Origin of the sequence: Alteraurantiacibacter aquimixticola (assembly GCF_004965515.1) — a bacterium.
Classification (GTDB): Bacteria; Pseudomonadota; Alphaproteobacteria; order Sphingomonadales; family Sphingomonadaceae; genus Alteraurantiacibacter; species Alteraurantiacibacter aquimixticola.
In genome coordinates, this window is sequence record NZ_SSHH01000002.1 from 835,000 (window position 1) to 847,352 (window position 12,353).

The 12,353-nt window shown below is 64.4% G+C and carries 12 protein-coding genes; 5 read left to right on the forward strand and 7 right to left on the reverse strand.

The window, feature by feature from the left end; all coding sequences use genetic code 11:
• Positions 1–2: 2 nt before the first annotated feature.
• The 3 genes from E5222_RS10555 (at position 3) to E5222_RS10565 (ending at position 3,529) form a co-directional block, all read left to right on the forward strand.
• The gene (locus E5222_RS10555) at positions 3–1,238 is read left to right on the forward strand and encodes an MFS transporter (protein WP_136693703.1); all 1,236 of its coding nucleotides are present in this window, start codon (positions 3–5) and stop codon (positions 1,236–1,238) included.
• Between the two features lie 142 nt (positions 1,239–1,380).
• Positions 1,381–2,658 (forward strand): MFS transporter, encoded by a 1,278-nt coding sequence (locus E5222_RS10560; RefSeq protein WP_136693704.1) that lies wholly within the window; start codon positions 1,381–1,383, stop codon positions 2,656–2,658.
• 10 nt (positions 2,659–2,668) lie between these two features.
• Entirely contained in the window at positions 2,669–3,529 is an 861-nt protein-coding gene (locus tag E5222_RS10565) for an ROK family protein (RefSeq protein WP_246021677.1), read from the forward strand.
• Here the strand turns inward: E5222_RS10565 and E5222_RS10570 are convergent.
• Together E5222_RS10570 and E5222_RS10575 are read right to left on the reverse strand one after the other, a co-directional pair.
• On the reverse strand, positions 3,489–4,331 hold the full coding sequence (locus E5222_RS10570) for a protein kinase domain-containing protein (protein ID WP_136693705.1): 843 nt from the start codon (positions 4,329–4,331) through the stop codon (positions 3,489–3,491). The genes E5222_RS10565 and E5222_RS10570 overlap by 41 nt on opposite strands.
• A gap of 88 nt (positions 4,332–4,419) precedes the next feature.
• Positions 4,420–5,004, reverse strand: coding sequence for a TetR/AcrR family transcriptional regulator (locus tag E5222_RS10575; RefSeq protein WP_136693706.1), 585 nt, complete (start codon positions 5,002–5,004; stop codon positions 4,420–4,422).
• A 105-nt stretch (positions 5,005–5,109) separates the two neighbouring features.
• Between E5222_RS10575 and E5222_RS10580 the strand changes: the two genes are divergently transcribed.
• The gene (locus tag E5222_RS10580; RefSeq protein ID WP_136693707.1) at positions 5,110–5,322 is read left to right on the forward strand and encodes a hypothetical protein; all 213 of its coding nucleotides are present in this window, start codon (positions 5,110–5,112) and stop codon (positions 5,320–5,322) included.
• Here the strand turns inward: E5222_RS10580 and E5222_RS10585 are convergent.
• Together E5222_RS10585 and E5222_RS10590 are read right to left on the reverse strand one after the other, a co-directional pair.
• Positions 5,301–6,293 (reverse strand): hydroxyquinol 1,2-dioxygenase, encoded by a 993-nt coding sequence (locus tag E5222_RS10585; RefSeq protein ID WP_136693708.1) that lies wholly within the window; start codon positions 6,291–6,293, stop codon positions 5,301–5,303. The genes E5222_RS10580 and E5222_RS10585 overlap by 22 nt on opposite strands.
• Complete coding sequence (locus E5222_RS10590; protein ID WP_136693709.1) at positions 6,293–6,796, reverse strand: cupin domain-containing protein; 504 nt, start codon at positions 6,794–6,796, stop codon at positions 6,293–6,295. The genes E5222_RS10585 and E5222_RS10590 overlap by 1 nt, the downstream gene beginning before the upstream one ends.
• A 163-nt stretch (positions 6,797–6,959) precedes the next feature.
• Here E5222_RS10590 and E5222_RS10595 point away from each other — a divergent pair, with 163 nt between their 5' ends.
• On the forward strand, positions 6,960–8,381 hold the full coding sequence (locus E5222_RS10595) for an aldehyde dehydrogenase family protein (RefSeq protein ID WP_246021681.1): 1,422 nt from the start codon (positions 6,960–6,962) through the stop codon (positions 8,379–8,381).
• Here the strand turns inward: E5222_RS10595 and E5222_RS10600 are convergent.
• The 3 genes from E5222_RS10600 to E5222_RS10605 are packed head-to-tail and all read right to left on the reverse strand — an operon-like array spanning position 8,365 to position 12,308.
• Positions 8,365–10,506: a malate synthase G gene (locus tag E5222_RS10600; protein WP_425456246.1), complete on the reverse strand. Its 2,142-nt coding sequence runs from the start codon at positions 10,504–10,506 to the stop codon at positions 8,365–8,367. The genes E5222_RS10595 and E5222_RS10600 overlap by 17 nt on opposite strands.
• A gap of 3 nt (positions 10,507–10,509) precedes the next feature.
• Positions 10,510–10,662, reverse strand: a complete 153-nt coding sequence (locus E5222_RS16545) for a hypothetical protein (protein WP_169053555.1) — start codon at positions 10,660–10,662, stop codon at positions 10,510–10,512.
• A gap of 35 nt (positions 10,663–10,697) precedes the next feature.
• On the reverse strand, positions 10,698–12,308 hold the full coding sequence (locus E5222_RS10605) for an isocitrate lyase (RefSeq protein ID WP_136693711.1): 1,611 nt from the start codon (positions 12,306–12,308) through the stop codon (positions 10,698–10,700).
• Positions 12,309–12,353: the final 45 nt, after the last annotated feature.

Genomic DNA, 12,353 nt, shown 5'->3' on the forward strand with positions numbered 1-12,353 from the left:
CCATGCCAGGTCCGCTGCCCCGTGTTGCCATGGCGCAATATTGCCTGGCTTACCTGGGCGTGCACCTCGGCTTCATGCCCCTGCTGGTACTGCTGGTCCCGCGCCGGATAGAGGGGTTCGCGCCTGCCTCCGCCGCGGAGCTGCTGAGCTGGCTGCTGCTGCTGGGCGCGGTGGTTGCCGCCGCATCCAATATCTATGCCGGCCATATGAGCGATCGCTGGCTGGCAAGGCATGGCAACCGGCGCGGATTGATCGCCGTCGGGGTAGGCGCACTGGCGGCAAGCTATGTGCTGCTGGCCATTACCGTCACCTATTGGCAGACGCTGGCGGCGATCCTGGTCTTCCAGGTGGCGCTCAATATCGCTTTCGCTCCGCTGGCCGCATTGCTCTCCGACCATTTCCGCAATGAGCAGAAAGGCCGCATGGGCAGCGCAATTTTCGCTGCGTTGCCGGCATCCAACCTCTCGGTCGTGTTCATCGCTTGGCTCTTCCCGCAAGACAGCGCGAGCGCCTTCCTCTTCGCCGGGGCGCTGGCGATCGCCTGCTTCCTCCCGCTGCTGATGCGCTGGGACATGGGTGCCTTGCAGCAGGCCGATGTGACGGAGCGAGTCCCGCCCGCAGAAAAGCCCCGCCACGCCAGTCGCGACTTCGCAATCTGCTGGTCCGCTCGCCTTGCCATGCAGCTGGGGGCAGCCTTCGTGCATGGCTATATCTACCTCTATCTTGGAGCCCTGCTGGTCGAGGTGGCGGCGAATGGCGGGAGCTTGCCGGACCGGACATCGACCGGATTGCTGTCTACCATTACCGGTCCGGCAGCGGTGATCGCGATCGTCATCACGCTGGCCTGCGGCGTCGTGTCGGACCGGATGGGACTGCGCCGCCTGCCGCTGCTGGCCGCGTCGCTGGCGGTCGCTGCCGGGCTCGCAGCCCTTGCCCAGGCTGACGGCCTCGCGATGCTGATGGCGGGCTATATCGCCTTTTCCGCCGGCCTTTCCACCTTCCTCTCGATCGAGGCGGCGCTGGTGGCGCAACTGGTATCCGGCAATCCCAATCGCGGCGCCCTGCTCGGCATCATGAACCTCACCAACACGCTGCCTTCGATGATCGCACCGGGGCTAACGCTGGTCGCCTACCAGCAAGCCGCCCTGCAGCAGCAATTGAGCGCGCTTTTCATGATCTGCGCGGCGCTGGCGCTCGCGAGCGGCGTCGCCCTCCAGTTCGTGCGAACCGTACGCTGAACCCACACCCCCTTGCCATCGCCCGCCGCTTGGGGGATTGACTTTCCGGCACGTCCGCGCTCCTCCTGCATGCCGCATGGGAGCGCTACCATAGGTCGAACGAAACGACCCGCGCACCAAGGGATTTGAGAGGGGATCGAGATTGGCCAGCCAACCGCAAAGCGGCAGCGTGAAAGCCGCCTTCATTGCCGTCACCACGCTGTTTTTCGCATGGGGTTTCATCACCTCGCTGATCGACCCGCTGGTGGCGGCGGTGAAGGGCATCTTCACGCTCAGCAATACCGAGGCGCAGCTTTCCGCTTTCGCCTTCTTCATCGCCTATGGCGTGGTGTCCTTCCCGGCGGCGGTGCTGATTGCGCGGTGGAAGGCAGTACCATCGATCCTGGTCGCGCTGGGCATGATGATCGTGGCCTGCCTGATCATGCTGGGCGCGGCCAACATCGCCGACTATTCGATAGTGCTGCTGGGCCTGTTCGTGCTGGCGAGCGGCATCACAGTGCTGCAGGTCGCGGCCAACCCGCTCGCCGCCGCCCTGGGTGATCCCAAGGGCAGCCATTTCCGCCTGACGCTGGCGCAGACCTTCAACAGCTTCGGCACTTTCATCGGCCCGTATCTTGGCGCGGTACTGTTCCTCGGCGGCCTCGAAGTCGCGGAAGGCACGGTGGTGACCGAGGAGGTGCGGCAGAACGCGCTGCTCGGTATCGACAAGGCCTATTTCTGGATTTGCGGTCTGCTTTTGCTGCTCCTCGCCTTCTTCTTCCTTTCGCGCCGAACGGTCGCTGCCGCCGCGCCCGAACCTGCGCCGGCGAAGGGCGTCGGCGCGATGATCGCCGATGCCTTCTCCTCGAAATGGTGCCTGCTCGGCGGAGCGGCCATCTTCCTCTATGTCGGCGCGGAAGTCGCCATCGGCACGCAGATGGCGCTGTTCCTCAATTCCGACGGCATCTGGGGCGTCCCGCTGGAAGAAGCGGGGAAGGCCGTCTCCTTCTACTGGGGCGGCGCCATGGTGGGCCGCGCGGTGGGGTCGCTGCTGCTTGCGCGTTTCGATGCGGCGAAGCTGCTCATGCTGTTCACCGCGATCGCATGCGCCATGGTCCTCTATGTCGTTTCCGTCGGCGGCGTGAGCGCGGGTTATGTCGCGCTGTCGATCGGCCTGTTCAACTCGATCATGTTCCCGGTGATCTTCACCCTGACGCTGGAGCGCTCGACCGCCAGCGAGCAGGCGACATCGGGCCTGCTATGCACCGCCATCGTCGGCGGCGCCTTCATCCCGCTTCTGACAGGCATGTTGTCCGACGCGCTGGGCCTCGTCACCGCGCTGGTGCTGCCCGCGGCCTGCTATGCGCTGCTGTGCGTCTTTGCCTATGCGGCACGCAAGGCGAACCCTGTGCGCGTGGCCGAAGCGACAACGGCGCATTGAGGCGCGAGCGATGCTGATCGGTGCCATCGAGGCGGGCGGCACCAAAATGATCCTGGCGCTGGCGGGGAAGGACGGGACGATCCTCGCCCGCCAGCGCATTGCCACGCGCGATCCAGCGGAGACACTGGCGGACATTCGGGACTGGTTCGCGGCACAAGGCGCGATCTCGGCCCTCGGCGTCGCCAGCTTCGGCCCGCTCGACACCAATCCCGCCTCGCCAGCCTATGGCACGATCACGACCACGCCCAAGCCGGGCTGGAGCGGCTTTTCATGGCGCGAGGCGCTCGCTCCACTGAATGTGCCCGTCACCATTGACAGCGACGTGAACGGCGCCGCGCTGGGCGAATGGAAGGCCGGCGCAGGAGCAGGCAAGAGCTGCGTGGCCTACACGACTGTCGGCACCGGCATCGGCGCAGGCGTGATCAGCGATGGCCGCACGCTGGGCGGCATCGGTCATCTCGAAGCCGGCCATATCCGCCCTGCCCGCCCCACAGGCGACGACTGGCCGGGTCATTGCCCCTATCACGGCGACTGCCTCGAAGGCCTCGCCAGCGGCCCCGCCATTGCCGCGCGCTGGGGACACAACCTGTCGAGCGCGAGCGTGGAGGAGGTGGAACTCGTCGCCTCCTACCTCGCCGAATATGCGATGACCTTGGCGCTCACGCATATGCCCGAAGTGATGATCTTCGGTGGCGGCGTGAGCAAGGCGCGGGGCTTGATCGAGGCGATACGCCGCCTCACCCGCGAGAAGCTGGCGGGCTACATCCCCGCCTATGATCGCGACCTCACCGGCATAATCTGCTTGCCGCAGCTGGGCGACGATGCCGGGATCACCGGCGCGCTGATACTGGCGTCTCGGGCGCTGGACTGAGGGCCTCCAGCAGCGCCAGCCCCTCGCTTGCAAAAACCAAAGCCGCCAGCCCCAGAAGCCACCATTTGAGGCGCCAGAGATGCTTGCGCAGGCGATAGAAGAAACGCGTGGAATAGCTATCCACCGGCTTGCCCTTGCGGAAGCGCAGGACTTCCTGCGCCAGCGCCTCGATCCTCGTGAATTCAAGTCCCTCGCCGCCTGACCTTGCCCGCTCGATAATGGCGCGAAGCTCCGGCTTGCCAGCGTCCTGCTCCAGCAAGTCCAGCATGCCGCCAAGCGCGAAGATGTCCGCCCGCGGAATGTCGTGTCCGGGCCTCAAGGCGCGCGAGAGGCTGAAATCGATCACGGTCACACGGTCGTCCCCGTCGACGAGAATATTGCTCGCCGCAAGGTCGCCATGCTGCACCCCGCGCGCATGGGCGTGGGAGAGCGCATCGGCGATTTGCGCGAATAGCCGCAGGCGCCGTTTGAGGCCGGGCCGCTCGCGCTTCAGCCAGCTGCGCAAGTCGGTTTCGCCGACATATTCGAGGATCGCGGCAGGCTGGCCGTCGGCCAGTTCCACACTGTCGACAAGGCGAATGATCGCGGGATGTTGCAGCCGGCGCAGCACGGCGACTTCATCGCGCAGGCGATCATGGAGGTGCTTGTCCGCAATCCTCGGCCGCACGATCTTGACTGCGACCTGCTGCTGCCTGTCCAGAGCAAGAAACACAGCCGCATTCGCCCCGCTGCCAAGCTGTCGCTCTATACGATAGCCAGGAACATCGGGTCGGGCATCGGGAGGCGGCGCCGGAATGTTCACATGTACTCCTTATCCCCGGCAATCCTGCTGACTGACGAATAGATTGCGCTACCAAGCCGTTTACGCAACCACTCGCTGGCTCAGCCGGTCAGCACCCCAGCGCGGCGCGGGCGAAGGGCAGGACGAAGCGCATGTCCACCAGCGATGTGCCATCCTGCATCAGCGGCTCGCCACGATTCCGAGGCGGAGGGCCGAGGACTGCCCCGGCGATCAGGCGCAGGCGCGCGATCACTTCGACCTCCTCCAGATGAGGGCAATAGGGCTTCACCAGGGCAACCAGTCGGTGGGCGAGAGCGAGAGTGGTATCGAGCACAATCTGCCGCAACGCCCCTTCACCATGTGCGCCGATCTCATCGAGTACCAGTAGCGCACGACCTTCTGAGGTGAAGGCGGCCGGCAGGAACATGGGCTCCAGCCAGGTCCGCAGGATGTCGTCGAGATTGTCCTGCTCTTCCAAGCCGTCCCAGCCCGATTGCAGGATGTCGAGATTGCTCTGGCACAGCTCTTCGAGCAACCTGCCGATACTGCCGAAATGATAGGTGACCAGCGTGGGGTTGAGACCGGCTACTTCTCCCACCTTGCGCACCGACAGCGCGGTCATACCGTGCCGGACGAGTATGCTTTCCGCTGCTGCCAGAAGCCTGGCACGGGTCTGCTCGCCTGCGGTGCTCAAGAGTGTTGTACCTTCTTCTCAATTTGCCGCGAAGCATATCGCCAGCGCAAGCCTGCCAATGCAAGTTAATCAATATGCTCAATTGTAACAGGTTTGCGGCGCCCGATGACTAGCGCGATCGAAGTGCCGGGAGATCCGCGCGGGAGCAATTCCAGCTCCAGCCCGTGCCTTTCTGCCAGCATCGCGGCAATCGGACAGGGTCAGCGTTTCGGGCAGGCCGGTGGTGCCATCGAGGCCAACTGCCGTCACTTCGACGAACAGGCTGCCATCATCCGGATCGGGACTCGCGCGTTCGGTCAGCCGAAATCGACCGGATAGGGCTTCAGCTCTCCGCTGGCATAGCGCTTCTCGAGGTCGGGCGTGCCGTTCTCCATCACCATCAGCATGGACCGTTTGGGCGAGAAGCCCTGGTGGCGAATATCGGCAGGCATGGCGCAGACGTCCCCCGCCTTCATCACCACGCGACCGCGCGGCGCGCCGCTTTCCTTGTCGGCGATATTCCAGTGGATCTCGTCGGTGAGCTGGATGAACCACTCGTTACGGTCATTGCCGTGGATCACCGGCAGCATGTGCTCTTCACTGGTGACGCAGCAGATATTCGCGCGCGTCACCGCGCTGATGGACGGGTTCCAGGTGACGTCCGAGCGGGCGATATGGTCGAACAGGTTGATCGCATGCAGCTGGCCTTCGAAGCCCGGTTCGCATTCGATATCCGGCTCACTCATTTCCAGATCGGCGAAGGCGCGATTGATGCCCTGCCCCGCCCCTTCTGACCGCAGCGGCGTATCGCCTTCCAGGCCGAGCATGCGCTCCGCCGCGATGAAGGCCCGCAGCAGCGGGTCGGTCCGCTCCTTGCCCTTGGGCCCGATCGGCGTGCCGGTTTCGAGCGGCGCGTTGAGCGGGTCATAGCCCTCGCTGATCCAGTCGCGGCTGATCGTCTCGAAGGCCTCGGAGACGGCTTCCGCCTTGAAGGTCTCGAGGAAGTCGATCCCCGCTTCCTTGCAGCCCCGGTCGTAGGAGCCGGCGAAGATATCGACCGTGCCGTAATGGTTGGTGGTGCCGAAGATATCGTCGAAGAAGATCCAGCCGTAGAAGAAGCCCCAGCCGATATCGCGCACCATCGCGCGCAGGAAGCGGTCCACCTCCATGATATGGCTGCCCTTGGGCCAGCTCACATGGGCGAAATATTCGTCGCGGCGGAAAGTGAAGCTGCCCAGCTGGTAGCTGGAATAGCCGGTGACCTCATCGGTCCCGACCTTGGCGACCTTCGCTTCAAGGACATTGCTCATCACGCCTTCTCCTTTCCCGTCACGCAGATTTCGGACCACCGCTTCACCGTTTCCGGCCCGTCGCAGGTCTGCAGGATGGCGACCGCCGGGCTGGCGGAAGTGATCTGGTAGGCCGCGCCCTTGGGCAGCAGCACCTGGTGTCCGCGCCGCGCGGTTACCCGGCCCATGTTCGGCCCATTGGGCTTGGCACCCAGCCGTACCGCGCCGCCTTCGTGCGAGGGGACCTGGTCATCCTCCAGCTTCACGAAATGGAAGGTGATCTCCCCGTCCATCACAATGGCGAATTCGTCATGCGGGGCGGCGTACCAGCCGGATTCGCCTTCGCTGCGTACCACTTCGGCGGTGTATTCGAGGTTCTGCACCACCGCCACACGCTCGAAGGGCTGCGAGGCGTTGGCCACCTCGAAGATATTGGAAAAGGCGTATTTCCTGAGGTCGTCGTCGAGCTCGATCACGCCCTTTTCGTAAGCGTCGAGCGAACCCGTGCGGGTCTGGTATGCCATAGTGTCCCTCTCCCAAGAGGCTGGGCCATTTTCGGCCTCTGGCGGGGAAGCTAACACCGCCCCCCGCCATCGGGCAATGGCCCATGATTATCGACGAAGCGACCTTGACCGCGTGGCTCCCCATCCGCAGGTATGGCGGCACATAAGGAGAGGACTTCAGCCAGTGCAAAAAGACACGCGTTTCTACATCGACGGCGCATGGACCGACCGGCCCGACGCAAAGCTGATCGACGTCATCGATCCAGCGAGCGAACAGGTCTTTGGCCAGATCGCCGCCGGGACCTCTGCCGATGTCGATCTCGCGGTCGCCGCCGCCCGGCGCGCTTTTGACGGCTTCGGCTATTCACCGGTGGAAGAGCGGCTCGCGCTGCTGAAGCGTATCCGGGACTTGCTGGAGGAGCGCGCAGAGGAATTCGCGCAATCCGTGGTCAAGGAAATGGGCGCGGCGATCAGCTTTGCCCGCGCGGGCCAGGTCTATTTCGGCATCGAGCATGTGCGCGTCGCCATCAAGGTGCTGGAGGACTTCGCCTTCCGGAGCGAGGTCAATGGCATCACCGTGCGCAAAGAGCCGATCGGCGTGGTCGCCATGATCACCCCGTGGAACTGGCCGCTCTACCAGATTACCGCCAAGGTCGCGCCCGCCATCGCCGCGGGCTGCACCGTGGTGCTGAAGCCGAGTGAGATGTCGCCCTTCACCGCGCAGCTTTTCGCGCAGGTGATGCATGACGCGGGAACGCCCGCAGGCGTGTTCAACCTGGTGCACGGCACGGGCGAGGAAGTGGGCGAGGCGATGTCCGCGCACAAGGATGTCGAGATGGTGAGCTTCACCGGCTCCACCCGCGCGGGCGTGCTCGTGGCGAAGGCCGCCGCGCCCACGGTCAAGCGCGTGGTACAGGAACTGGGCGGCAAGTCGCCCAATATCTTCCTGCCCGATGCGAATTTCGAAGAAGCGGTCGGCAAGGGCGTGCTCGGCGCGATGCGCAATTGCGGCCAGTCCTGCGCGGCGCCCACGCGCATGCTGGTTCCCGCCGACCGGCTCGCCGATGTCGAGCTGCTGGCGGCGGAAGCGGCAGAGGGCGTCGTGGTTGCCAACCCGCTGGACGAGAAGGCTGTGCTCGGCCCGCTCGCCAACGGCCCGCAATTCGCCAAGGTGCAGGACCTGATCCAGGCGGGCATCGATGGCGGCGCGAAGCTGGTCTGCGGCGGCACGGGCCGTCCGAACGGGCTCAACGCAGGCTATTTCGTCAAGCCGACCGTCTTCTCCGAAGTAACCCCGGACATGCGCATCGCGCAGGAGGAGATCTTCGGCCCCGTCCTCTGCATCATGCCCTACAAGGATGAGGAAGACGCGATCCGCATCGCCAATGACACTGTCTATGGCCTCTCAAGCCACGTCCAGTCGGCAGACCAGGAGGCCGCGCGCCGCGTGGCTGGGCGCATCCGCGCCGGGCAGGTACATATCAACTATCCGGCATGGAGCGGCTTCGCCCCCTTTGGCGGCTACAAGCAGTCGGGCAATGGCCGCGAATACGGGGTCTATGGCCTCGAGGATTACCTCGAGACCAAGGCTATCCTCGGCTACTGAGCTTGGCGCGCTGGCGGAAGGCATGGAGCAGCGGTTCGGTATAGCCGCTCGGCTGCTTCGTCCCTTCCACCACCAGCGCGCGCGCAGCCTCCAGCGGCAGGCATGGATCATTGCGCCCTGCCATCGGGCGATATGACGGATCGCCCGCATTCTGCGCGTCGACCACTTTCGCCATCCGCTCCAGAGCGGCGTCAAGCATGCTTTCATCAATGACGCCATGACGTAGCCAGTTGGCGAGGTGCTGGCTGGAGATGCGCAAGGTCGCGCGATCCTCCATCAGGCCGACATCGCTGATATCGGGAACCTTGGAACAGCCCACACCCATATCGATCCAGCGCACCACATAGCCGAGCAGGCCCTGCACATTGTTGTCGACCTCGGCGCGGATATCTTCCGCGCTCCAGTCGGCGGCGGGTGCAAGCGGCGCGGTGAGCAGCCGGTCGAGGCCCTCGACCGGCTCTGCCGCGCGCAAACGCTGGCGTTCCGCCACGTCGCAGCGGTGGTAATGCGTCGCATGGAGCACGGCGGCGGTGGGTGACGGGACCCAGGCGGTGCTTGCCGCACTCATCGGATGGCCGATCTTCTCGGTGAGCATCTGCTGCATCCGGTCGGGCGCGGGCCACATGCCCTTGCCGATCTGCGCGCGCCCGGCAAAGCCGCAGGCGAGACCGATCTGGACGTTGCGATCCTCATAGGCGGCGATCCAGCCGGTCTGCTTGATATCGCCCTTGCGCAGCACCGGGCCTGCTTCCATCGCCGTATGGATCTCGTCCCCCGTACGGTCGAGGAAGCCGGTATTGATGAAGAAGATGCGGTCCTTCACGGCGTGGATGCAGGCGGCAAGGTTGGCGCTGGTGCGCCGCTCCTCGTCCATCACGCCCACCTTGATCGTGTGACGCGCGAGGCCGAGCATATCCTCCACGGCATCGAACAGATCGTTGGTGAAAGCGCATTCGGCGGGGCCGTGCATCTTGGGCTTCACGATATAGACCGAGCCCGCGCGGCTGTTCCTGAAGCGGCCGATGCCCCTGAGGTCGTGCAAAGCGATTGCGGATGTGATTGCCGCATCCATGATGCCTTCGGGAATCTCGCTGCCATCGGGCAGCCGGATCGCGGGATTGGTCATCAGGTGGCCGACATTGCGCACCAGCAGCACGCTACGGCCAGGCAGGACAAGTTCCTGCCCGTCGCGCCCGCTGTAAATGCGGTCCTCTTCCAGCGCGCGGGTCATCTCGTGCCCGCCCTTGATGAAGCTCGCCTGCAGGTCGCCCCGCATCAGGCCAAGCCAGTTGCGATAGGCCGCGACCTTGTCCTCGGCATCGACAGCGGCAACCGAATCCTCGAAATCGACGATGGTCGTCAGCGCGGCTTCGAGCAGGATATCGGCTACCCCCGCCGGATCGGTGCGCCCCACCGGATGCGCGCGATCCACGAGGATCTCGATATGCAGGCCATTGTGCCGCAGGAGGATATTGTCCCCCGCCCAGCCGACCGGCTGCGAGGTATCGGCGAGCACCGGCATGCCGCCCTGCCAGCTGTGCCAGCTGCCATCGGCGAGCGGAGCCACCTCGTCGAGGAAGTCGCGGCCCCAGGCAACGACCTTGGCAGCGCGGGCGGAATCGAGCGGCCCGGCTGGCGGCTGCGAGCCGTCCAGCGCATCGGTGCCGTAGAGCGCATCATAGAGGCTGCCCCAGCGCGCATTGGCGGCATTGAGCAGGAAGCGCGCATTGAGCACGGGCACCACCAGCTGCGGGCCGAACATCGTGGCGATTTCCGCATCGGCATTGCTGGTGCCGATGGTGAAAGGTGCCGGCTCATCGACCAGGTAACCGATATCGCGCAGCACGCTTTCGGGCATTTGCGTTCCCCGGGCTTGCGCGGCGAACCAGCTATCGATCTCAGCCTGCAAGCGCTCGCGTTCGGCAAGCAGCTCGCGGTTGCGCCCGGTGAAGCGTGCAGCCAGCCTGGCCAGCCCGCCCCAGAAGTGATCGGGCGCGATGCCGGTGCCGGGGAGGATGTCATCCTCCACCAGCGCGGCAAGGCTCGCGGCGATTTGGAGACCCTTTCGTTCGATCATCGCATCGCCGGTCATCGCCGTCTCATCCTCCGTGGGCAGGCTGGCCATTGTTTACCCCAACCGGCCCAGGCGGTGGTGCAGGCTGACATATTTGCTCGCCTCCGGATCGTCCTGATGCATGCGGATGAAATCGGCCACCGCGCGCCGGACCAGACGGAAATCCTCGGTCGAGAAAACCGGACGAGCACTCCTTGGTTCGGACATGATACTTCTCCTGTGAATAGTTGCAATTCTAATTATTATGCGGCGAATTGATTCATGGTGTTGTCGGCACCACCGGCCTTCAGCGCGGCTTCACCGGCAAAGGCGTCCTTGTGATCATCGCCGATATCGGAACCGGCCATGTTCTGGTGCTTCACGCAGGCGATGCCTTCGCGGATCTCGCGGCGCTGGACGTTCTTGACGTAACCCAGCATGCCCTGCTCGCCGAAATATTCGCGGGCGAGATTGTCGGTGCTGAGCGCGGCCGTGTGATAGGTCGGCAGCGTGATCAGGTGGTGGAAGATGCCGGCGCGGGCCGCGGCATCGCGCTGGAAGGTGCGGATCTTCTCATCCGCCACATCGGCCAGCTCGCTGCCGTCATAATCGGCACTCATCAGCTTCGCCCGGTCGTATGCCGACAGGTCGCGGCCTTCGGCTTCCCAGGCATCGAAGACCTGCTGGCGGAAGTTCAGCGTCCAGTTGAAACTGGGCGAGTTGTTGTAAACCAGCTTGGCATTGGGAACGACTTCGCGGATGCGATCGACCATGCCGGCGATCTGTTCGATATGCGGCTTTTCGGTTTCGATCCACAGCAGGTCGGCGCCGTTCTGCAGCGATGTGATGCAGTCGAGCACACACCGATCCTCGCCCGTTCCGCTGCGGAACTGGTAGAGGTTGGACGGCAGGCGCTTGGGGCGCATCAGCTTGCCGTTGCGGGTGATAAGCACCTGTCCATTTGCATTCGGGCCATTCCCGATCTGCGAGGCGTCCACTTCCTCGCAATCGAGGAAGCTGTTGTACTGGTCGCCCAGGTCGCCCGGCTCCTTCGAGAAGGCGATCTGCTTGGTCAGGCCCGCGCCGAGCGAGTCGGTGCGCGCAACGATCACGCCTTCCGGAACGCCCAGTTCGAGGAAGGCATAGCGGATCGCGCGGATCTTCTGCAGGAAGTCCTCATGCGGCACGGTGACCTTGCCGTCCTGGTGGCCGCACTGCTTCTCGTCCGACACCTGGTTCTCGATCTGGAGAGCGCAAGCGCCCGCTTCAATCATCTTCTTGGCGAGGAGGTAGGTCGCCTCCGCATTGCCGAAACCGGCATCGATATCGGCAATGATCGGCACCACATGCGTTTCGTGGCTGTCGATCGCCTGCTGGATGCGCTGGGCCTCCAGCTCGTCGCCAGCCTCGCGGGCCTTGTCGAAATCGCGGAACAGCATACCCAGCTCGCGCGCATCGGCCTGGCGCAGGAAGGTGTAGAGTTCCTCGATCAGCGCGGGAACGCTGGTCTTCTCATGCATGGACTGGTCAGGCAACGGCCCGAATTCGCTGCGCAGGGCGGCGATCATCCAGCCTGAGAGGTAGAGGTAGCGGCTCTTGGTGCTGCCGAAATGCTTCTTAATGCTGATCATCTTCTGCTGGCCGATGAAGCCGTGCCAGCAACCGAGCGACTGGGTGTAGGCCGCCGGGTCCGCATCATAGGCCGCCATGTCGGCGCGCATGATCTTCGCGGTGTAGCGGGCAATGTCGAGGCCCGTGGCGAAGCGGTTCTGCACACGCAGGCGCGCGGCAAATTCGGAGTCGATAGCTTTCCAGTTACCGCCATGTTCCTTGCGGATGGCGGTCTGGCGGTGGATTTCGGAGAAATAGGTCATTCAGGCAGTGTCCCGGTGCAAAATTGAGTGAGATGGGTGATGCCC